The 22,536-nt window shown below is 70.3% G+C and carries 10 protein-coding genes; all 10 read right to left on the bottom strand.

The window, feature by feature from the left end; all coding sequences use genetic code 11:
- Positions 1 to 4 precede the first annotated feature (4 nt).
- The 10 genes from GFK26_RS22005 to GFK26_RS22050 are packed head-to-tail and all read right to left on the bottom strand — an operon-like array spanning position 5 to position 21,293.
- The gene (locus GFK26_RS22005) at positions 5 to 1,336 is read right to left on the bottom strand and encodes a hypothetical protein (protein WP_153283862.1); all 1,332 of its coding nucleotides are present in this window, start codon (positions 1,334 to 1,336) and stop codon (positions 5 to 7) included.
- A 16-nt stretch (positions 1,337 to 1,352) separates the two neighbouring features.
- Positions 1,353 to 2,330, bottom strand: a complete 978-nt coding sequence (locus tag GFK26_RS22010) for a GDP-L-fucose synthase family protein (RefSeq protein WP_153283863.1) — start codon at positions 2,328 to 2,330, stop codon at positions 1,353 to 1,355.
- Between the two features lie 35 nt (positions 2,331 to 2,365).
- A complete protein-coding gene (locus GFK26_RS22015) occupies positions 2,366 to 3,046 on the bottom strand; it encodes a sugar transferase (protein WP_153283864.1) in 681 nt (226 codons plus the stop codon).
- A complete protein-coding gene (locus GFK26_RS22020; protein ID WP_153283865.1) occupies positions 3,043 to 5,322 on the bottom strand; it encodes a polysaccharide biosynthesis tyrosine autokinase in 2,280 nt (759 codons plus the stop codon). The genes GFK26_RS22015 and GFK26_RS22020 overlap by 4 nt, the downstream gene beginning before the upstream one ends.
- Positions 5,323 to 5,367: 45 nt before the next feature.
- On the bottom strand, positions 5,368 to 6,552 hold the full coding sequence (locus GFK26_RS22025; RefSeq protein WP_416222507.1) for a polysaccharide biosynthesis/export family protein: 1,185 nt from the start codon (positions 6,550 to 6,552) through the stop codon (positions 5,368 to 5,370).
- 28 nt (positions 6,553 to 6,580) lie between these two features.
- Complete coding sequence (locus tag GFK26_RS22030; protein WP_194273936.1) at positions 6,581 to 7,504, bottom strand: hypothetical protein; 924 nt, start codon at positions 7,502 to 7,504, stop codon at positions 6,581 to 6,583.
- Positions 7,497 to 8,318, bottom strand: a complete 822-nt coding sequence (locus tag GFK26_RS22035) for an alpha/beta fold hydrolase (RefSeq protein WP_153283866.1) — start codon at positions 8,316 to 8,318, stop codon at positions 7,497 to 7,499. The genes GFK26_RS22030 and GFK26_RS22035 overlap by 8 nt, the downstream gene beginning before the upstream one ends.
- Complete coding sequence (locus GFK26_RS22040) at positions 8,315 to 9,097, bottom strand: 4'-phosphopantetheinyl transferase family protein (RefSeq protein ID WP_153283867.1); 783 nt, start codon at positions 9,095 to 9,097, stop codon at positions 8,315 to 8,317. The genes GFK26_RS22035 and GFK26_RS22040 overlap by 4 nt, the downstream gene beginning before the upstream one ends.
- Before the next feature lie 2 nt (positions 9,098 to 9,099).
- Positions 9,100 to 14,100 carry a non-ribosomal peptide synthetase gene (locus GFK26_RS22045; RefSeq protein WP_153283868.1) on the bottom strand — a complete coding sequence of 1,667 codons (5,001 nt, stop codon included), beginning with the start codon at positions 14,098 to 14,100 and terminating at the stop codon, positions 9,100 to 9,102.
- Positions 14,097 to 21,293, bottom strand: coding sequence for a polyketide synthase (locus GFK26_RS22050; protein ID WP_153283869.1), 7,197 nt, complete (start codon positions 21,291 to 21,293; stop codon positions 14,097 to 14,099). Before GFK26_RS22050 ends, GFK26_RS22045 begins: the two co-directional genes overlap by 4 nt.
- Between the last annotated feature and the right edge of the window lie 1,243 nt (positions 21,294 to 22,536).

Here is a 22,536-nt window from a genome sequence, read left to right on the forward strand (position 1 = left end):
GTTCTCATGCCGTCGGCAGGCCGGCGCGTTCCGGGCCTGTCGGTGGTGTGGGGCGGGCTGCCGGTCTGCGGAACCCCGACGCGAGGCTGCCGGCGACGACGGCCGCGACCAGCCCCGAGACGGCGAACGGCCCCCAGCCGAGGATCGGCCCGCGCAAAAAGGGCACGTAGGCGGCCAGCAGCACCAGTGCGCAGAGGTAGCCGGTCGTCAGCGTGCGCTGCGGGTCGATGGCCTTGTCGACGAAGCGAAAGCCCGCCGAGACCGCGAAGCCCAGCAGCACCGGGCCCGCCAGGCCGAAGTCGAAGTACGCGGTGGTGAAGGGCGGCAGCGACAGGTTGCTCTGCGAGAAGTTGCCCAGCACGGCCGGCCAGCCGAGCGGGTCGAACTCCGGGAACATCTTCAGCTCGCGCGGCAGGACGAAGGAAAAGGCCGAGAGCAGGTAGCGCCCGTAGCCGAGTTCGGGGGAAGGCGCACGCTCCAGGATGCCCGCGACGACGAACATCGCATCGAAGTCCAGGCTGAAGGGGTAGGTCGCCAGCTCCGCCCCCCACATGGCGTCCCGCGAGATCAGGTTCAGCACCGGGCCCAGGCCCGCGATGGCGCCGAAGATCACTGCGGCGAGCGTCCACCGGTGCCTGCGCCCCAGGGCATGGATGAGCAGCGGCAGCAGCCCGATCAGGATCACCTGCCGCGCCGTGTTGACCGGGTTCGCGGCGAAGGCGGCCAGCGCGAAGGCAAGGCCCGCGGCGCACCAGGCCCACAGCGTGCGCTGGCGCAGGGCGTGGATCGCGAGCACCACGAAGCACATCAGCACCACGAGCTTGGGCATCGTGGAATAGACGATGTACTGGACCGGCGTGCTCTCTTCTCCTCCCAGCGTGCCGCGTGCCACGAAGTTCATGTCGGTATGAAGGAAGAGCGCGGCGAATGCCACCTCCAGGCAGCCCAACAGCAGGAAGGGGTGGGCGACGCCGGCGGCGCGCGCGCGCTGCGCCGGCCAGGGCGCGGCCGTCGGCGCGGGCAGGCCCAGCCGAGCGGCTTCCACCCCGGCCATGTACAGCAGCACGAGCATCAGTGCCTGCGTGTGCGCGGCCGGCCCGACGATGCCGACCTCCCAGAAGTCGACATCGGCCGCAATCTGCATCGCCGGGGCCAGCGAGAAGTAGACGAGAACCACCGTGTAGTGAAGCAGCAGGAACACGCTGCCGCCGGCGGCGCCCAGCATCGACAACTGCACCAGCGCCAGCACGAACACGACCCCGTAACCCCAGACAGGATCGATGAGCCCGCACAGCGCGGCGCAGACGATGCCGGACCAGAAGACGAGGGTTCTCATGGCAGGGCCCGGTTCTTCAGGCGTGCGCGGCTTCGGCGGCGGTCCGGGGGACCGCCTGGTAGTCCGCATAGGTGCGGCGCAGGCCTTCGGCCAGCGGCACCGTCGCGCGCCACCCGAAGCTGGCCGCGCGCGACACGTCCAGCAGCTTGCGCGGGGCGCCGTCGGGCTGTGCCAGGTCGTAGCGGATGCTGCCCTCGTAGCCCACGACCTCGCGGATGTGCTCCACCAGCTCGGCGATCGACACGTCCTCGCCCGTTCCGAGATTGATGTGGCCGCGCATCGGGTCGGTGTGCTGGTCGTAGGCGGCGCGCGACAGGTTCATCACGTCCAGGCAGCCCTCGACCATGTCGTCCACGTACAGGAACTCGCGCCGCGCCCGGCCGCTGCCCCAGATCAGCACGCTCGGCGTGCGGCTGATCTTGGCCAGGTGAAAGCGCTGGATCAGCGCGGGCACCACATGGCTGTTCTCCAGGTGGTAGTTGTCGCCGGGGCCGTAGAGGTTGCTCGGCATCACGCTGCGGAAGTCGACGCCGTGCGTGGCGCCGTACTGCCGGTTGTAGCTTTCGCAGAGCTTGATGCCCGCGATCTTGGCGATCGCGTAGGGCTCATTGGTGGGCTCGAGCTTGCCGGTGAGCAGGGCGTCCTCGCGGATCGGCTGGTCGGCCAGCCGCGGGTAGATGCAGCTCGAGCCGAGGAACAGCAGCCGCTTGATGTTGGCCAGAAAGGCCTGGTGCGTGAGGTTCGCCGCGATCAGCAGGTTCTCGTAGATGAACTGCGCGGGGTAGGTCATGTTGGCGTGGATGCCGCCGACCTTCGCTGCCGCCACGTAGACCTGGTCGACGGGCTCGCTCGCGAAGAAGCGCGCAACGGCCGCCTGGTCGAGCAGGTCGAGCTCGGCGTGGCTGCGCGTGACGACGTCGTGGCCCAGCTCGCGCAGGCGCCTCGTGAGCGTCTGGCCCACCATCCCGCGATGACCTGCAACATAGATTCGCATGGCGTTCTTTCAGTGAAGGAGGGGTGACTCCGGGCTCAGCGCGAACCGCGCGCGCCGAGCACGACGCGGAAGGTCTTCAACACGATCACGAGGTCGCGCAGCAGGGAGAGCTTGGCGACGTACTCGGCGTCCATGGCCGCGCGGCGGCGGTAGCTCACCTCGTTGCGTCCGCTGATCTGCCACAGGCCCGTGATGCCCGGGCGCACCGCGCAGTAGTACGCCCAGTACGGGCCATACAGCTCTTTCTGCGCAAACATGCAGGGGCGCGGACCGACCATGCTCATGTCGCCCTTGAGCACGTTCCAGAACTGCGGGAACTCGTCGATGCTGTAGCGGCGCAGGAAGGCGCCGAAGCGCGTGATGCGCGGGTCGTGTTCGAGCTTCTGGAACTTCTCCCATTCGCGCCGGGCCGCGTCGTTCTCGCGCAGGTGCCGCGCCAGCACGGCATCGGCGTTGGGCGCCATGGTGCGGAACTTGTAGAAGCGGAAGATCCGTCCGTTGCGGCCGTAGCGCGGCTGCACGTAGATGGCCGGGGCGCCCGAGGTCAGCAGCACGCCGACGGCGATCAGCGCGTAGGCCCAGCCCAGGAACAGGAAGAAGGCGCCCGCCAGGACGATGTCCATGGTGCGCTTGGCGACCTGCAGGAGCCGCGAGCCGCCCACCGGCACGGGGCGGGCGGCGGTACGCTGCGGCGTGCGTGACAGGTGCGTGCTCATGATGTCGCGCGCTCCGGTTCGGCGTGGGCGGTGTGCCCCAGCGCGGGCGGATAGATGTTCGGCGGCAGGCGGTGGGGGCCGTAGTCGTAGCCGTAGGCGCTGTGGCGTTGCCGCGCGTCCTGCGCGTTGAGCACCACGCCGTGGAACGACGCGCCCACGTGCGCCAGCCGCTTCGCACTCTCCACCAGGTCGCCCAGCTCGCTGTCGCCGGCGCGGGCCACGAGCATCAGCGTGCCCATGTCCGGCGCCATCGCCACGGTCTCGGTCGCCAGCAGGATGGGCGGTGCATCGACGACCACGGCGTCGTAGAGCGCCGAGAGGGTTTCCAGCAAGCGCGTGAACGCGCTGGCGCCCAGCATCGTGGCGGGATCGAGCGGCAGCTTGCCGGTGGTGATCACGTCCAGGTGCGGCAGCACCTGCACGTGAACCGCCTGTGCGAGCGTGCAGGTGCCGGCGATCAGCTCCGACAGGCCGGCGGCGGGCTTCAGCCCGAACTGGCTCGCCACGGTGCCGCGGCGCATGTCGGCATCGATCAGCAGCACGCGCTTGCCCGAGGTCGCCAGCACGGCCGAGAAATTCGTCGACAGGAAGGTCTTGCCTGCGCCCGGCGTCGCGCTGGTCAGCAGGATGCGGTTGTTCGGTGCCGCGGCCGTCAGGAAGCCCAGCGTGGTGCGCAGCCTGCGCACGCCTTCGAGCGCCGGGTCGTCCGGGTGCTGGGCCGCCAGCAGCTTCAGCCCGGGCCGGCCCTGGCGGATGGCGCGGTCGAGCGCGCCTTGCCGCGTGCTGAGCGCGATCGTGCTGTAGACGTTCAGGCCCGTGCGCATCTCGATCTCGTCGGGGGTGGCGACCGTGTTCTTGAGCACCTTGCGCAGGATCGCGATGAGCGCGCCCAGGAACAGCCCCACGACCAGCGCCAGCGCCATCACGATCACCGCCTTGGGCCGCACCGGCTTCTCCGGCGACAGCGCCTGGTCGAGCACGCGCACGTTGCCGATGCGGCCTTCGCGGGCCAGGCGCATCTGCAGCGAGCTGTTCAGGAGCGACGCGTAGAGCTCGGTGTTGACCTTGATGTCGCGCTGCATGCGCAGCGAGTTCTGCTGCAGCATCGGCATGCGGCGGATGCGGGTGTCCACGCCGCCCAGCTCCCTGCGCAACGAGGCGATCTGCGCGTCGAGCGTGATCAGCATCGGGTGCGCGCTGGTGAAGCGGCTCGCCAGGTCGAGGCGCCGCTGGCGCGCGTCGAGCAGCTTGGCCTGCAGGTCGACGTTCTGCGACAGCGCGTTGCGCGCCTCGTCGTCCAGGCTGATGGTTCCGTTCTGGTTGCGGTACTGGTTGTAGGCCTCTTCGGACTGTTCCAGTTGCTGCTTGAACTTGGGCAGCTCGGTGCCCAGGAAGTCCAGCGTGCGCTCGGCCTGCGCGGTCTTCTGGTCGATGTTCTGGCGCATGTACAGGCGCGCCACCTCGTTGAGCAGGTTCGCCAGATGCGCGCGGTCGTCGGTCTGCCAGCTCACATCGATCACGCTGGACTGCTTGCCCTTCTCGATCACGCGCAGCTCGCGCTGCAGCTCGAGCATGGTGAGCTGCGTGGAATGCCGCGTCAGCTCGAAGGCGCCGCCGGGCCGGGCGTCGAACGAGGCCACCAGCAGGTGGACCGTGCCGCCGGGCACCGAACTGTCCAGCGGCACGCCGGCCTGGCCGTGCAGCGGCGTGTCGAGGTCGGGGTGCGTCAGGGTGTACTTGCCGTCGGTGCCGGCAGTCAGCAGGAATTTCTTGCCCTCGAGGGCCGGCGGCACGTCCATCTGCGCGACCGCGATCTGCTCGGTGCCCGACACATAGCCGCGCAGGCCGAAGAAGCCCGGCGTGGACAGCGTCTTCGAATGCCGCGCCATGAAGGCGCCCACGACCGGGATGTAGTGCGGCCGCGCCTCGATGAACAGCTTGGTGTTGTCGATCGCCTGGCCGAGCACCAGCCGCGACTTCAGGATCTCGGCCTCGCCCGAGGTCGGCGTCTTCACGCCCACGCCGTTGACCGCGGCATCGCCCGCGCCGGCGGGCGCACGGTCGGCATCCTCGAGCTGGATCAGCACGTTGGCTTCGTACACCCGCGGCCCGAAGAGCGCGTAGCCCGCGCCCAGCACCAGCACCACGGCAGTCACCGAGGCGATCAGCCACCGGTTGTCCAGCAGCAGGTCGACGTGCTCCTTGAACCGCGAGTGGGCGCGCTCGGGTTCCGGGCTGAAAGGAGCGGGAAGCGGGGGGTACCAACGCGCATTCATGGGCTTCACCTTCTTGTTCGTTTTCGGGCCGGGGCGCCGTGCGGCTTACCTGCTGCGGGCGGTGTCGCGCGCGAGGTTGACCACCTGGGCGGCGGGAAGAATCAGGTTGGCGACCCGGTTCCACGAGACCAGCGGCACGCGATCGACGTAGACCACGTCGCGCGGCTTCAGCTCGAAGCGGTCGGCCAGCGCGAGCGCGGTCGGGTTCTTCGCGTTCAGGCTGAAGATCTGCGGCGCGTCGGACGTCTGCGGCGAGTTGCGGATCACGTAGATCTGTCCGGGGTCGGCCGAGAACAGGTCGGGCCCGCCCGCATCGCCGAGGGCCTCGTTCAGGCTCATGCGGCCGTTGCGCATCAGCAGCGCCGAGGGCCGCACGATCTCGCCCATCACGTAGATGCGGCTGTCGTCCCGGCTGCCGACGTACACGACGTCGCCGTTGCGCAGCGGAATGTTGTTGGCGTCCGCGCCGAAGCGCTTGAGCTGCAGCATGTCGATGGCCACCGTGCGCTCGCCGCGCGTGAGCATCACCTGCGAACGGTCGCCCACGGCGGTGATGCTGCCCGCGCGGTTGAGTGCTTCGGACAGCGTCATCGGGATGTCCGTGAAGATCTGCAGGCCCGGCGTGCGCACCTCGCCCTCGACATAGGCGCGCTGGCTGCGGAACGACTGGATGCGCACGCTGACCAGGGGCGCCTTGATGATCTTGCCGATGCGGTTGGCGATCAGCTCCGACGCGCCGCTCTCGGTCAGCCCCTGCAGCCGGGTGCGGCCGATGTAGGGAAAGCTGATCTCTCCCGCGGCGTCGACGATGAAGCCCGGCGCCACGGTGACGCCGGTCGGGTCGCTCTGCTGCGCGATCACCGCGCCCAGGTTGGGCTGCAGCTCGGGATTGTTGTAGACGGTGATGCCCACCACGTCTCCCGGCCCGATGGTGTAGGCCGAGGGCCGGCCGAACAGCGCCTTTACCTCGGGCGGGAGGCCCGTGTTCAGGGCGAGCTGCGTGCGGATCAGCTCCGGCGTGATGGCCTCCACCCGGCCGGTGCCGCCGGCCGTGCCGTTGGCCGACTGCAGCGGGCCCGGCGTGCCGAAGCCGGGCGCGCAGCCGCACAACCCGAGCGACAGCAGCAGCGCCATGGCGCGCGACCGGAAGCGGCCACCGGGCAGGGCGCGGGCGCCCTCGGTGGCGAGGAGGCGCTCGCCGCGCGGATTCGCTGGGGTGACGGTTTTCATGAGTCTCTCCTTGGCTTCGGTTGTTGTTTCAAGGCGCGGCCAGCGTGGCCGCCATGGCGCGCGGGGTGCCTGCCGCCGGGCGGCCCTGCCGCTCGGGGCCGGGGGTGGCCAGGCAGTGCGCGGCGACCCAGTCGCCGACGGATTGCAGGAAGAGCTGCTGGCCCTTCACCGTGCAGACGGTGTGGTCCACCTCGCGCATGAACTCGTACTGCAGGCCCTGCATGAACGGTTCACGGCGCAGGGCGCCGAGCTGGTCGCGGTCGCGGTCGCACACGTGCAGCGATCCCGAGTACAGGAGCTGCACCGCCACCTCGCGTTCGACCAGCCGCTTCATCGTGGCTTCGAACCAGAGCGCATTGACGTTGGGCGGTCGCCGGTCCACGAAGTAGCCCGGCAGTGCCTGGGTTGCCGTGTTGCCCGGCAGATGCCGCAGCACCCAGCGCCGTGCCTTGCCCGGGAACGACGGGTGCAGCGGCGCCGCGAGCGCACGGCGCACCGTGAGCTCCCAGCGCGTGCGCCGCTGGGGAAAGGCAAAGCCGTCGAACAGCGAGAGCGCCACCATGCGCGCGTCCACCGCGGCCGCCGACATGGCGTGCTCCACGCCCGAGCACATGGCCACGGTCACGAACTGGCCGACGCCCAGCATGCGCTGCGCGACATCCATGGCGGCCTGCAGGCTGTGCACGGCGCGCGTCTGCAGGTCGGGCCCGGTGTCCAGCGCGTCGCTGTCGCCGATGCCGCCCAGGTCGAAGCGCAGGCTGCTCACGCCGCGCGCGGCGAGGACGTGCGCCAGCTTCACGTTGATGCGGCGCGGCCCGACGCGGTGGTTCGCGCCCATGTTGAACATCAGGCAGGCGACGGGCGCCGGCACCCGCTGCGCGGGGACGGTGAGCATGCCCATCAGTGCGTTGCCGGGGCCGAAGCACACCGGGGTCTGCGTCAGGTCACTCATGGATGGCTCCCTGCAGGCGGCTGAGCGCATCGGCCGGGACCATCGCGCTGTGGGGATAGGGGTCGGACGTCCAGTCCAGCGGATGGCTCAGGTAGGCCAGGCGCACCGGCATGTGGCGCGACTGCTGCTCGGCCGCCCATTGCGCGGTGGGCGTGTCGTCGGGCGGGGCCAGCACCAGGGTCTCGTGCAGCGCGGTGAGCGGCAGCGATTGCGGCGTGAGGGCGCGCAGCTGCGCCTGCAGCGCCGGCGAGAGACGCACGCCGAGCGCTTCCTCGGGCAGCGCGTCCGGTTCCCGCGCGAGGCTGCGGCGCCACGACAGATCGGGAATGCAGAAGGTCGTGTCGATCGCCTCGACATGCCGCTCGCGCAGCAGGCGCGCATAGCCCTGCCCGTCGATCACCGGCTCCCAGAGCACCAGCCGCGCCGGATCGCACAGCCCATTGCGCGCGGCCAGCACGGCCAGCGTGGCGCCCAGCCGTGCGCCGATCCACACGATGGCGGCGTCGGGCGCGTGCCGCCGCAACTCCTCGTGCGCGGCGCACAGGTCGCGGCGCCAGCCGTCGAGTTCGCCTTCGCTCTCGTCGCCCGGCGAGTCGCCGGAGCCGTAGAAGTCGAAGCGCAGCGTGGCGATGCCGGCGCGCGCGAGGCGTTCGGCCAGCACCTTGAAGAAGCGGTGGGTGCGCAGGCCCTCCTGCCCGAAGGGCGGGCACAGCAGCACCGCCGTGTGTTCGCCGCGGTCTTCGTAGGGGGCGTGGAACAGGCCGAAGACCTGGCGCGAGGCCGGTCCGAACATGAGCGGCGTGAAGAGGGTCATGCGACACCTCCTGCGCATCGCGCGTCGGTCATTCCCTTGAGCGCGCTCAGGGAGGGCATGGGACCCATGGGACCGCCCTCGAAGCCGGCCCCCGAGGCCTGGACGCGGGCTTCGGTGTGGCGCCATTCGGCGAGCGAGCCCACGCTGTCCGCCCGCGCGGGGGCCGGCCCCAGCACCAGCACCAGCGTGCGGCCGGCCACCGGCAGCTCGACGCTGCGGCAGTCCGGCGCCAGGCCCACCTCGAAGCTCTGCGACGACACCAGCAGGCCCACGCCGATGGCCTTCAGGCAGGCTTCCTTGCGGGTCCAGCAGGTCAGGAAGGCGCGGTCGCGTTCGTGCGCGGGCAGGGCGGCCAGTGCCTCCTGCTCGCGCCGTGTGAAATGCGCCGCCGCGAGGGATGCCGCATCCGGCACCGGGCGCAGCAGCTCGACATCGGCGCCCAAGGGCCCGCGCCCGCCGATGGCGATCAAGGCCAGGCCCTGGCTGTGGCTCAGCGAGAACTGGGTGCGCGGGTGGCCCGCGAGCGACGGCTTGCCGAAGGCACCGGTGGTCAGTGCCAGCGCGGCGTGCGGCAGGCCCGTGTGGTCGCACAGCGCCTGGCGCAGCGCGACATGGGCCGCCTCGAAGCGCTGCCGGTCGACGGGAAACCGCAGACGCCCGGCGCGCGCGCGCTCGTCGTCCGACAGCACCTGGGCGGGCAGGGCGTCGGTGAAGTTGTCCAGGTCGACGTACCGGCAGACCGGTGCGTCGATGGTCAGTGCGCTGGCGGCGCTGGTCATGGTCACCCCTTGCGCAGCCAGCTGCCGAGTGCGCCCAGCAGCCCGCCGCGCTGTGCATGCACGGCCGTGCCGGCGGCCAGGTCGGCGAGGTCCGAGGGCACGCCGTGCGGGGTGCCGTGCGCCGAGGAGGCGATCTGCCCGAGGTTCTCGAACAGGTAGCGGCGCGGCTCCACGCGGTGTCCCAGCGTCTGCGCGGCCTGCTGCACGGCGCGCAGCACCAGCAGCGAGTCGCCGCCGAGGTCGAAGAAGTTGTCGCTGGCGCGGATCTCGTCGACGTCGATGCCGATCACGTCGGCCCAGATCTGGGCCAGCTGTGCGTGCTCGGGGCTGAGCAGGCCCGGGGTCGGCTCACGCGCGTCGCTGTCGGTGTCGTCGGCTGGCGCGCTCTTGTCCGTCTCTTCGGCTGCCAGCTTGCGCAGATAGCGCGCGCTGGGCGAGCCTTCGGTGCTGGCGATTTCCGCGAGCGTGGCCTCCGGATGGTCGGCGACGCGGGCCAGCACTTCGAGATAACGCTCGCGCAGCTGGGCGCCGGTCTCGCGCAGGTACACGTCGGCGTTGTAGAGCAGCGCGCCTTCCAGGCCGTGCGGCTTGTCCATCAGCCACACGCCGACATCGTCGGTGGCGCCGTGCTGCATCACGTGCACCTGGCGGGTCTGCAGGCTGCCGACGGTGCGTGCGCGTTCGCGGGCGTCCTGGAACGAGAACATCGCCTGGTAGGGACCTGCGTTCCTGATCTGCCCCGCATAGCCGGGCTCGGCCATCAGGCGCTCGAACGGCACCTGCTGGTGGTTCATCATCGACAGCAGCTCCTGCTTCACGTAGCGCATGAAGTCGGGCAGCGCCAGCGCCATGTCCACCGCGAGCGAGACCGGCAGCACGTTGTTGAAGAAGCCCATGACGTCTTCCGTCTCGGCCTGCTGGCGCCCGCGCACCGGGTTCGCGATGACGATGGCGTCGTTGCCGGTGGCCTGGGCCATGGTCAGCGCGTAGATGCCGAAGGTCAGCATGCTGAGCGTGACGTCCATGTCGCGCGCCACCTCGCGCAGCCGCTGCGTGCTCTGCAGGTCGATGTGGATCCAGTGCGCGCCGCCTTGGCCGCTCTTGCCCGCGCGGCGCGGCATGTCGGTCCGGGGCGGCCGCACGGTCTTGGCGGCGCCCGCGAGCCGGCCGCGCCAGAACGCGAGCTGCTCTTCGCAGGCAGGCTCGGTCAGCCACTTCTCCAGCCACTCGGCATAGTCGCCGTGGGTGGTGGCGAGCGCGGGCAGGTTGTGGGGGCGGCCGCGTTCGGCGGCGTCGTAGAACGCGCCCAGCTCGCGCTGCATCAGGTCGAAGGACCAGCCGTCCCAGATCAGGTGGTGCGGCACGAACAGGAAGACGTGCTCGTTGTCGTCGAGCTGGAACAGGGTCGCGCGCATCATCGGCGCGCTGTGGATGTCGATCGGCTGGTCTGCCAGCACCTGCATCTGCTCGGCCAGTTCGGCCTCGCGCTGGTCAGCGGGCAGGCCGCGCAGGTCGACCCGCGGCAAGGTGAATTCCACCGACGCTGCGATCGACTGGATCGGCCGGCCGCTGTCCTCGTCGAAGCCGATGCACGTGCGCAGCGAGGGCTGGCGGCGGATCATCTCGCGCAGTGCGCCTTCGAAGCGCGCCGCGTCCAGCTTGCCGGTGAGCCGCTGCGCCGAGGGGGCGTTGTAGACCGAGCGGCCCGTGTACAGCTGCTCCATGAAGCGGATGCGTTCCTGCGAGGGCGTGAGTGGCGCGCTGCGGCGGTCGGGGTGGCAGGCAATGGGCGCCTGCAGGCCGACGCCCGCGCCCTGCAGGGCCTCGATGACCGCGGCCAGCTTCTCGGCCGTGGGCGCCTCGAACAGCGAGCGCAGCGGCAGCGTGACCTGGAACTCGCGGCTCAGCAGCGTGGTGAGCCGCGCGGCCAGCAGCGAGTGGCCGCCCATGGTGAAGAAGTTGTCGTGCATGTCCAGGCCCGGCAGGCTCAGCACCTTCTCCATGATCGCGAGCACCTGGCGCTCGTGCGCGTTGCGCGGACCGGCGCCGCGCCGCACTTCGTCGCGCGCCACCGCCTGCGGCGGCGGCAGCGAGACGCGGTCGACCTTGCCGTTGGGCAGCGTCGGCAGGGCGTCGAGCGTCACCACGTGCTGCGGCAGCATGAAGGCCGGCAGGTGCTTGCGCAGGTGCACCATCAGCGCATCGAGGTCGAAGCCGGCGCCCGGGATCAGCGCCAGGTAGGCCACCAGGCGCACGTCGCCGGGGTTGTCCTCGCGGGCCACGACCACGCTGCGCGAGACGCCGGCAACTTCGCAGCAGCGCACCTCGATCTCGCCGGGCTCGATGCGGTAGCCGCGCACCTTGACCTGGAAATCGAGCCGCCCGAGGTGGTCGAGCAGCCCGTCGTTGCGCCAGCGGCCGCGGTCGCCGGAGCGGTAGACCTTCTTCGTGGTGCCGAAGATGCGCACCGTGACGAAGCGCTCGGCGGTCAGCGCGGGGCGGTCGAGGTAGCCCAGCGCAACGCCTTCGCCCGCGATGCAGATTTCGCCGGGCACGCCGATCGGGCAGGGTTGCAGGTCGGCATCGAGGATCCAGATCTCGGTGTTGTCGACGGGCCTGCCGATCGACACGCCGCGCGACGCGATCTCTTCGGGGCGCACATGCCAGGCCGTGGAGTACACGGTGGTCTCGGTCGGGCCGTAGCCGTTCCACAGCCCTTCCATGCGCTCGCACAGCGCCAGCGCCATGCTCGGGCGCAGCGCCTCGCCGCCGGTCCAGCCGCGGAAGCCGGGCGTGCCGCCGGCCCACTGGGCATCGAGCAGCAGCTGCCACATGCCGGGCGTGGCCTGCAGCAGCGTGATCTGTTCGTCGTCGAGCGCCTGCGAGAGGCGGTTGCCGTCCATGGCGACCTCGCGCTGCACCATCACGAGTTCGGCGCCCGTTGCCAGCGGCAGCAGCAGGTCGGGCACGGCCATGTCGAAGGACAGCGTGGTGACGGCGGCGATGCGGTCGGACGGGCCGACGCCCGATTCGCGCTGCATCCACTGCAGCAGGTGCGCCACGCCCCGGTGGTGCGCAATGACGCCCTTGGGCAGGCCGGTCGAGCCGGAGGTGTAGATCACATAGGCGGCGTCTTCGGAGCCCGGGTCGTCGCTGCTCGGCGGCAGGGCGTCGCCCGACAGTTGGCGCCAGGCGGTGTCGCGATCGATCTCGAAGATCCGCTGCTCGGCGTCGGCGCGCCAGTCGCGGGGCGCCACGGCGATGTCGGACGAGGTCAGCATCAGGCTGAGGGTGGCGTCGCTGGCGTAGTGGTCCAGCCGCGCCTGCGGAAACGCGGTGTCCAGCGGCACGTAGGACGCGCCCGCCTTGAGGATGCCCAGCATCGCGACGACCATCTCCAGGCTGCGCTCGAGGCACAGCCCCACGCGCTGGCCGCGGCCCACGCCGCGCGCGCGCAACGCACGCGCCAGGCGGTTGGACAGCGCATCGAGTTCGCCGTAGCTGCAGCTGCGCGCACCGTCGCGCACCGCCGGACGGTGGGGCTGCAGCGGCACGCGCGCCACGAAGCCGGCGTGCGCCAGCGGCGCGCCGCGCAGCGGCACGCGCGCGGGCTGCAGCGCCAGCAGCGCACGCGCGGCGCCGGCCGACAGCACCTCGAGCCCGCCGATGGTGTCGTCGGGCTTGTGCGCGGCCGACTGCAGCACGCACTCGAACATGTCGAGCCAGCGCTCCACGCTCACGTCGTCGAACAGGTCGGTGTTGTATTGCGCCTCGACCTGCAGGCTGCCGGCGTGCGGGCGCAGGTTCACGAACAGTTCGAAGTTCTCGTAGCGGCGGGCGATGGTGTCCTGCACCACGTCGAGCGTGGTGAACGCCTGCGCGCTGCTGGCCACGTCGGGGTCGACGTTGAAGGCCACGCTCACCAGCGGCAGCCGGCTCGGGTCGCGCACGAGCGACAACTGGCCCAGCAACGCGCCATAGGTCAGGGCCTGGTGATCGAAGGCGTCGAGCACGGCGGTGCTGCATTCGTCCATCAGCGCGTCGAAGCGCGTGGCGGCATGCACGGCAATGCGCAGCGGCAGCAGGTTCACGCAATGGCCGACCAAGCCGGGCACATCGTGCGCGAGCTGGCCCGAGGTCGGGATGCCGACGACGATGTCTTCCTGGCCCGTGAGGCGGTGCAGCGTCGCGATGAAGCCGCTGAACAGGCCCGTGAACAGGCTGACGCCGGCCTTGGTGCTCGCGGTGCGCACGGCGCCGACCACGCGACGGTCGAGCAGGCGTTCGGCGCGGCGCGAATTGAAGGTGCGGGTGGCCGGACGGGGGCGGTCCAGCGGCAGGTCGAGCACGGGCTGCGTGTTGCCGGAGAAGCGCTCGAGCCAGTAGTCGATGTGCGCCTGCATGTCGGGGCTTGCGGCCGCGACGGCCTCCTCGGCGGCGAAGTCCGCGAACAGCGGCGCGGGCTTGAGCTTCAGCCCGGTGCCGGTTTCCTCGGCATAGAGGTGGCCCAGCTGCTCGGTGATGACCGCCCACGACCAGCCGTCGCAGACCACGTGATGCGCCGACATCACGAGTTCGTGCTCTTCATGGCCCAGGCGATACAGCACGGCGCGGAACAGGGGGCCGTGTTCGAGAGAGAACGGCGTGCACACCGCCGCGGCGTGGGCCGCGTGCAGCGCCTGCGCGAGGGCTTCCGGCGCCAGCCCGCTCAGGTCTTCGCGGACCAGGTGGTTCCCGCCGGGGGGACTGACCAGCATGAAGGCGCCGTCCGGCGAGATGGTGGCGCGCAGCGCCTGGTGGCGTTCGAGCAGGTGGTCGGTGGCGCGCGCCAGGGCCGGGCCGTCGAGCATGCCGCGCAGGCGCAGCACGACCGACTCGTTGTAGGCCATCGAAGCCTCGGTGCTCATCGTGGCGCCGAGCCAGATTTCGCGTTGCGACTCGGTCGTCGCAATGATGCATTCGACGAGGCCACCACTGGCGGTGGGCTTGAGTGCGGCGTTCATGCTGCGGCCTTTCCGTTGATGAGGCGCTCGTGCGAGGCGGCGTCTTCGGGTACGTGCCAGAACGGCCGGCCGTCGCTGTCGCGGGCCAGCACGCTGCCGTCTTCGACGGGCTTGCGCGCGTCGAAGCGGGTGGGGGCGGGAGCGCGGCGCGGAAGGAAGCCGGATTCCTGCATCTCGGCGACCGATTCCTTGAAGGCGCGCTGGATGAAAGCGATGTCCTCGGCGCTGTGTGCGCTCGTGAGGAAGCACGGGAAGTTGTCCAGGATGTGCACGCCGCGGCTGCGCATCATGGCGAACAGCAGGTCCTGCATCGGGTGGTCTTCGAGCCAGCTCACGCGCCACAGCGACGAGAAATGACGGATCGCGAGCGGCGCGCCGACCTCCTGGCACCAGCCCGAGAGTTCCGCGGCCATGGCGGTCGTGCTGGCGTTGAGCCCGGCCTGCAGCGCGGGCCCGGCCTCCTTCAGATGCATGAGCGAGGCCTTGGCCGCGGCGAGCGCGAGCGGATGGCGCACGAAGGTGCCGGCGAAGTAGGTCACGCCGACACCCGGGATCGAGTCGTCGCCGTACTGCCAGGCGCCGCCGTCGAGCGCGTCCATGAACTCGCGCTTGCCGGCGATCACGCCGACCGGAAAGCCGCCGCCGATCACCTTGCCGTAGGTGGCGAGGTCGGCGCGCACGCCGAACAGTTCCTGCGCGCCGCCCAGCGCGGTGCGAAAGCCGGTGATGACCTCGTCGAAGATGAGGCAGCAGCCGTGCTTCGTGGTGATGTCGCGCACGTCGTGCAGGAACTCGCGCGGCTGGAAGTCGGGGCGGCGGCTTTGCACCGGCTCGACCAGCACGGCCGCCAGGTCTGCGGCGTTGTCGCGGATGAAGGCGAGCGCCTCGGGCGTGCCGTAGTCGAGCACGCGGATGTCGCCGAACATGCCGCTCATCACGCCCGGCGCGGCCGACAGGCCCTTGCCGCCCTTTCCGGCGCGCACCAGCACTTCGTCGAAGGTGCCGTGGTAGGAGCCCGTGAAGGCCACCACGGTGCTGCGCCCGGTGACGGTGCGCGCGATGCGCAGCGCCGCCATCACGGCTTCGGAGCCGGTGTTGCACAGGCCGGCACGCTCGCTGCCCGTGAGCTCGCAGATGAGGCGGGTCACATCGGCCGCGAGCGGATGCTGCGGCCCGATCTCGTAGCCCGCATCGAGCTGGGCCCGCACGGCGTCCTGCACGAAATCGGGCTGCCAGCCGAACAGGTTCAGGCCGAAGCCGTTGAGCGCGTCGACGTACGCGTTGCCGTCGATGTCCCACATCTTCGAGCCCTTGGAGCGCTCGATCACGATCTGGTAGGTGATCTCCTTGGTCAGCGGGCGAAAGCCGTTGACCACGCGCGGGTCCGCCATGTGGGCGCGGTTCTCTTCGGTGAAGCGCTTGCTCTTCTGCGTGCGTTCGACATAGCGCCGCACGAAGGTGGCCAGCCGCGCCTTCTGCCGCGCGCTGGGTTCGGCGCTGCGCTGGGTGTGGATGCGGGCGATGGCGCCGAAGGCCTTGTTGACGTCGTAACGCAGCGGTGCCTCCGTGGGCTGTGGCTGCGCGACGGGCACGGGCTCTGCCACCACGGGCAGCGCTGCCGCCACCGGAACGGCGGCGCCGGACAGGAGCGCGAGCTGCTGGCGCATCAGTTCCATCTGCTGCGCGATCACCTGGTTCAGCAGGCCGGTGGGCTGCGGGAGCCCTTGCGATGGGGCTTGCATGGCCGCTTGCACGACAGGTGTCGCAGGCACGTCGGCCGTGACGGGCGCGGCCACCGGTTCGGCCTCGGGCGGCAGGCTCTGCAGCAGGTATGCGGCCAGCGCGTCGAAGCTGCGGTAGGTTTCCATGAGCTGGCGGAAGCTCAGCTCGACCTTGAAGCGCTTCTTGATCTGCGTGGCGGCCTGGGTCAGCGTGAGCGAGTCCATGCCGATCTCGCCGAACGGGGCGTGGCCCTCGGCCTGCGCCATGTCGATGCCCGAGATGTCTTCGAACAGGGCCCGCAATCGGGCGTCGACCGACGCCGCGCGCGACGCATCGGGCGGCTGGGGAGTAGGCAGAGGCAGTTGAGGCGAGGGCGCGGCAGCGGTCACGATCGGCTCCAATGAAACAGGCAGGACAGACAGAAGAGGCAGGACAGGCGCAAGGGCGGGCGATGTCGGCGACACCGGTGCGGCAGGCGCGATGTCGACCCACAGACGCTTGCGTTCGAACGGGTAGGTGGGAAGGCACACGCGCCGGGCGCCGGCGCGCGGTGCGAGCAGGGCCAGGTCGACCTCGGCGCCGCAGGTCCACAGGCGCGCGGCGGCGAGGCGCAGGGTCCGGGTTTCGTCGGCCGGTTCGCCGTGCAGCAGCGATACCGCCACGGCGCCGGCCTTCGATGCCGGAGCAAGGCCTGGCAGGCGGTGCTGGCGCACGAGAGCGGCCAGCGTGTTGCGCGGGCCGACTTCCACGAAGACCGGATGGGTGGCGTCGCCCGCCGCGCTCTGCAAGGCGGGCGAGAAGCGCACGGTGCCGCGCAGGTGCTGCGCCCAGTAGGCCGGGCTCGTGGCCTCTGCGCTTTCGAGCAGGCGGCCGGTGAACGTGGAGTAGATCGGGATCTGCGGCGCGTGCAGCGCCACCTGGCGCACGAGCGCCTCGAAGGGCGCCACGGCGGCGTCCATCATGGCGGAGTGAAAGGCGTGCGAGGTCTGCAGCAGCCGGCAGGCGACGCCTTCGGCTTCGAGCGCGGCCTGCAGTTCGGCGATGGCCTCCGAAGGACCGGCGGCCACGCAGGCGCCGGGTGCGTTCTCCGCGGCGAGCGAGACCTGGGGCGAGGCCGCGAGCCGAGGGGCCAGCGCCTCCGCGCCGAGCCGCACCGACAGCATGACCCCGGCGGGCTGTGCCTGCATGAGCGCGCCGCGGCGGGCAATGAGCCGGGCGGCATCTTCCAGGCGCATCACGCCGGCGATGACGGCCGCGACGAATTCACCGACGCTGTGGCCGATCAGCGCGTGCGGGCGCAGGCCCAGCGACAGCAGCCGCCGTGCGAGCGCGTACTCGAGCGTGAAGAGCGCGGGCTGCGTGACGGCCGTCGGCGCGAGCGCCTGCGGGTCGTCGGTGAACATGCGCTCGCGCAGGTCGAAGTCCAGTGCGCCGTCGAAGGCGCGCAAGGCGTTGTCGAACGCGGCCGCGAACACCGGGTCGCCGGCATGCAGCGCACGGCCCATGCCCGGGTACTGCGCACCCTGGCCCGGGAACATCAGCAGGGGCTGCGGCGCGCGCTCGGCGATCCGGTCGCTCACGCGCCACGCCGCGTTCTCCGAGCGCAGGGCCTCGATGGCCTGCGCCGCATCGCCGGCCACCACGGCGCGGCGGAAGGCATGGGCCTTGCGGCCGACGCACAGGGTGAACGCCGCGTCGCCGAGGCCCAGCCCGGGCTGTTCTTCCAGGTGCGTCGCCAGCTGCTGCGCCGCGACCGACAGGGCGGCCTCCGAGCGGGCCGACAGCGCCAGCACATGGACGCCCGGCTGCATGGCGCGCAGCGGCTGCGCCGGCGCTTCCTCGAGCACGACGTGCGCATTGGTGCCCCCGACACCGAAGGCGCTGACCCCCGCGCGGCGCGGCAGGTCGGCCCGTGGCCACGGCTGCAGCTGGTTGCTGACGTGGAACGGCGTGCGCGCAAAGTCGATCGCCGGGTTCGGTGCCGTGAAATGCGCGGTGGGCGGAATCAGTTCGTGGTGCAGCGCCAGCGCCGTCTTGATGAGGCCGGCGGCGCCCGCGGCCGTGACCATGTGGCCCACGTTGCTCTTGAGCGAGCCCAGCGTGCAGTAGCCGCGCGCGTCGGTGTGCTCGGCGTATGCAACGGCCAGCGCCTCGACCTCGACCGGGTCGCCCATCGGCGTGGCGGTGCCGTGGGCTTCCACGTACGAAATGCTGCGTGCGTCCACGTCCGCCGCGGCCAGTGCGGCACGGATCACCGCGGCCTGGCCGTCCACGCTGGGCGCGGTGAAGCTGGCCTTGGCGCCGCCGTCGTTGTTGACGCAGGCGCTGCGCAGCACGGCATAGATGGTGTCGCCGTCGGCCTGCGCGTCGGACAGCCGCTTGAGCAGCACCACGGCCGCGCCGTCGCTGAACACGGTGCCCTTGGCCTGCGCGTCGAAGCTGCGCGTGTGGCCGTCGGGCGAGAGCATCGAGCCCTCGTTGTAGAGGTAGCCGCTGCGCGGCGGGCAGGTGACCGACGCGCCGCCCGCGAGCGCCATGTAGCACTGGCCCGTGCGCAGCGCGTGGAAGGCCTGGGCGATGGCGACCAGCGAGGTCGAGCAGGCGGTGTTGACGCTCACGGCCGGCCCGCGCAGGTTGAGCCGGTTGGCCACGCGGGTGGTGATGTAGTCCTTCTCGTTGCCCAGCATCACCTGGAATTCGCCGACGGCCTCCACGAGGTCGGGCCGCGAGGCCACGTGGCGCTGGAAGTAGGTGGCGTTGTACGTGCCCGCATACACGCCCACGGGGCCCGGCGCTTCGTCGGGCACGTAGCCCGCGCGCTCCAGGCACTCCCAGCAGATCTCGAGGAACACGCGGTGCTGCGGGTCCATGAGCGCGGCTTCCTTCGGGCCGAGGCCGAAGAAGGCGGCATCGAAGCCCTCGATGCCGTCGATCACGCCGCGCGCCCGCACGTAGGCCGGGTCGCGGCGCAGCGACTCGCTGACGCCGGCGTCCAGGCTCGCGTCGTCGAAGAAGCTGACGGTGTCGCGCCCGGCGACGAGGTTGTCCCAGAACTGCTCCACGTCGCCCGCGCCGGGGAAGCGGCCGGCGGTGGCGATGAGGGCGATCGGTTCCGGTGCGTCGGCGGCAGCGCGGGCAACGTCTTTTCGCACGGGCAGGGGCTGCGGAACCGGCGATGCCTCCGGGGCCGGCTGCAACTGCGCCGCGATGGCGGCGGGCGTCGGATGGCGGAAGAACAGGTTGGTCGACAGCGGCGGCGCGCCCTCGCGCTGCAGGTCCGCGAGCACCTGCAGCACCAGCAGCGAACTGCCGCCCAGGTCGAAGAAGTTGTCGTTGCGCCCGGCCGTGTCGATGCCCAGCGCGCGCGCGAAGGCGTCACACACCTGCTGCTCCAGCACGCTGCGCGCAGCTTCGAAAGACTGCGCAAGTTCAGGGCGCTCGCCGGCCGGCTCGGGCAGCGCGTTGCGGTCGAGCTTGCCGTTGGGCGTGACGGGAAGCTGCGCGAGCCAGACCTGCGCCGACGGCAGCATCGCCGCGGGCAGGCGGGCCGCCAGGTGCGCGCGCAGCGTGTCCCACGCGAGCTTTTGCGCGCGTGCGACCAGGTAAGCGACAAGACGCAATTGGCCGTCGCGACCGGGCCGCGCGACCACCGCGCAGGACTGCACCGCGGGATGCGCAAGGATGGCTGCCTCGACCTCGCCGGTCTCGATGCGGTGGCCGTGGATCTTGACCTGGCCGTCGATGCGGCCGATGAATTCCATCGTGCCGTCGGGCAGCCAGCGGGCGAGGTCACCGGTGCGGTAGAGCCGATCGCCGGGTGCGCCGAAAGGATCGGGCACGAAGCGCGCGGCCGTGAGTTCGGGCTGCCCCAGGTACCCGCGGGCCAGGCCGTGTCCGCCGATGCACAGCTCGCCCACGAGTCCACTGGGCAGCAGGGTCAGCGTCGGGCTCAGCACGCGCAGCACGGTGTCCTTGATGGGGCGGCCGAGCGGCACCGAGCGCAGGCCTGCCGCGACAGCGGCGCGCTCGATGCGATGCGTGGTCGCGAAGGTCGTGCACTCGGTCGGCCCGTAGCCGTTGCTGAGCGTGAGCCCGGGGAGTGCGTCGAGCGCGCGCTGCACATGGGGTACCGACAGCGCCTCGCCGCCGGTGAACAGGTGCGCGAGGCCCGCAAGGTGCTGCGGATCGCCATCGACCACGGCGTTGAAGAGCGAGGCCGTGAGCCAGGCGGTGTGTACCTCGTGGCGGGCGATGGTGCGTGCGAGGCCGGCGCCGGTGGGTACCCGTTCGTCGTGGATCACGCAGCGCCCGCCGTTCAGCAAGGGCCCCCAGACTTCGAGCGTCGAGGCGTCGAAGGCGAGCGGCGCCGCATGCAGCATCGCGCGCCCGGGTGCGAGTTCGATGTAGTCGACATCGACCACCAGCCGCAGGACGGCGCGATGGCTGATCTCGATGCCCTTGGGTACGCCGGTCGAGCCCGAGGTGTACATGAGGTACGCCAGCGATTCGCCGTCGCTGGCCGGCGGCGTCCACGGTGCAAGGTCCGCGGGGTCTTCGTCAGGCCCGTCGATGCGTACGGCGGCGCGGTTGGCCGGCACGAGAGAGGCGAGCGCATCGGTCGTCACCACCCGGGTCACGCCGGCCTGGTCGAACATGGTGGCGATCCGTTCGGGCGGGAAGTCGGTCGGCACGGGCACATAGGCCGCGCCGGCCTTGAGGATGCCGAGCATGGCGACGATGGCGGCCATCGAACGCTCGAACACCATCCCGACGTTGTCGCCCGCCCGCACGCCCGACCGCTGCAGGCGCCGTGCGAGCCGGTCGCTGCGCGCGTCGAGCTCGCCGTAGCGCATGGCTTCGTCGCCTTCCACCAGCGCCACCGCGTCGGGCGTGGCCGCGGCCCGGCGACGGAACACGGCAGGCACGGTGAGCGACAGGTCGGGCGCGGCGGGCGGCGCGGTCCATGCGGTGAGCTGGTCGTTGCGGTCGACGTCGGGCAGGGCGCGGATGGCGTGCAGCGCTGCGTCGGGGCGCGCCAGCAGATCGGCAGCGGTGTCGGCGATGGCGGCGAGCAGGCGGGTGGCGCAGGGCGCGTCCATCAGGCGCGCGTCGACGTCCAGATGCAGGCTCGCGGGCAGTTCCGTGCGCGCGTCGAGCCGCAGGTGCCGCAGGTGCGGCGGGGTTTCCGAAGTGCGCTGCATGGCGCGCCGGTCGAGGTCGAACTGGGCCAGCCACGCGCCCGCGGTGGCGGACGCCGGCACTGGCAGGGCCGTGCCCAGCCAGTGCGATTGCAGCAGCCCCCAGGCGCCGACGAACAGCGTGTCAGGCAGGTACCCCGTGGCACCCAGCGACGCCAGCCAGCGCTGCGCGAAGCCGGCGTCGAGGGCCAGCGAGACGCCGAGCCGTTCGCCCGCTGCCGCGCGCGCAGGCGGCGAGACGAAAAGATCGCCCAGCGTGGTCTCCGAAGCCATGGTGACTTCCGGTGACGAAGCAATGTGGGTTTCCATGCAATTGCCCGGCTGCAGACTGTGAGTGAAAAAACAATTAATTCGATCGAATTGAATTCAATTGAACATTGGCCCTGGTTTGTCGCGATCCTAGGAACTTGAGGGAGCGATCGTTGGGGTCTTTTCTCTTTGTTTACATCTGGATATACATATTTCTGAATAGAACTACCTAAATCGTGACGTTTGAGGTACCACGGCCATTGGTCATGGGCGGTTTGTCACCCACTTGTGGAGTCGCGGCGACAGGTCAGTTCGAAACCTCGGCCACGCTCCGCTGCTAAGGCGCTTCTGTTGAAAGTCCGAGTTGCTACATTTTTTCTATTCAAATCGCGCATCTAAGCCAAAACTTGACGGTTGTTCGGAGATTTTTCGCAAATTGAGTCAAGTTGGATGGCGGTGGCATTCAAGATGTCGACGACTCAAATGGGGTAGATATTTTTCTCCAACGGAAAATTTGATCTGTCTTTCAATTCGTTTTTCATCTATTCATCAATTCGCGTGAAGCCATGAAAATTCGACGAACCTGTTACTTGGTTGCGTTGGATTGTTCAAAAAAAAGCAATATCCCGAAGTCACGAGAGAGGATTTCAATTGAGGTGATGTCAATTGATCTCGAGGAATGAATGGCTACAGAAAATGGGGTACTTTCCCCTCTGTCAGCACACGGAACGCCCGAATACCCCGTGACTGCTTCCGACGGAATTCAGGGAAGCAGCCGCGTTGCGGGCCCGGGCATTGATCCCGGTTGATTTCTTTCGCGTGGGCCGGAGGGCCCGGGCGGGCCCGGGATATCGACGCCGCGGGCCCCGCCATTCCGTCCGGAATTCGCCGCCGGACGGTGGCGGCCGTGTTTTGCGGAGGCGGATTTTTCAGGTCGAACGGCCTGCTTTTTTTCGACGCCGATGTGCCGCGCGATGCACGACCAGACCCCACACGCAGCGGCCACCGGAACGCGCCCGCCGCCATCGCTGTGGCCGGCACGGTCTCGGGCAGGCGCTTTGTCACGCGCGCAGGCGCGCCGGGGCAGGGCGCATGGCTCCCTCTCAAAAGGGCGCTTCGCTCATGTGCGAAGCCAGGGCGATTCCTAGAATGGCCCTGCGATGCATCGTGAAAAGGAGTCTTCTCGTTGAAGTGTTGAAGTGTTGAAGTGTTGAAGGGGAGCCTGAGCGGAGGGCTGCTGTCGGTGCGCACCGACGACGCCTTCCGC

The organism is Variovorax paradoxus, assembly GCF_009498455.1.
Classification (GTDB): domain Bacteria; phylum Pseudomonadota; class Gammaproteobacteria; order Burkholderiales; family Burkholderiaceae_C; genus Variovorax; species Variovorax paradoxus_H.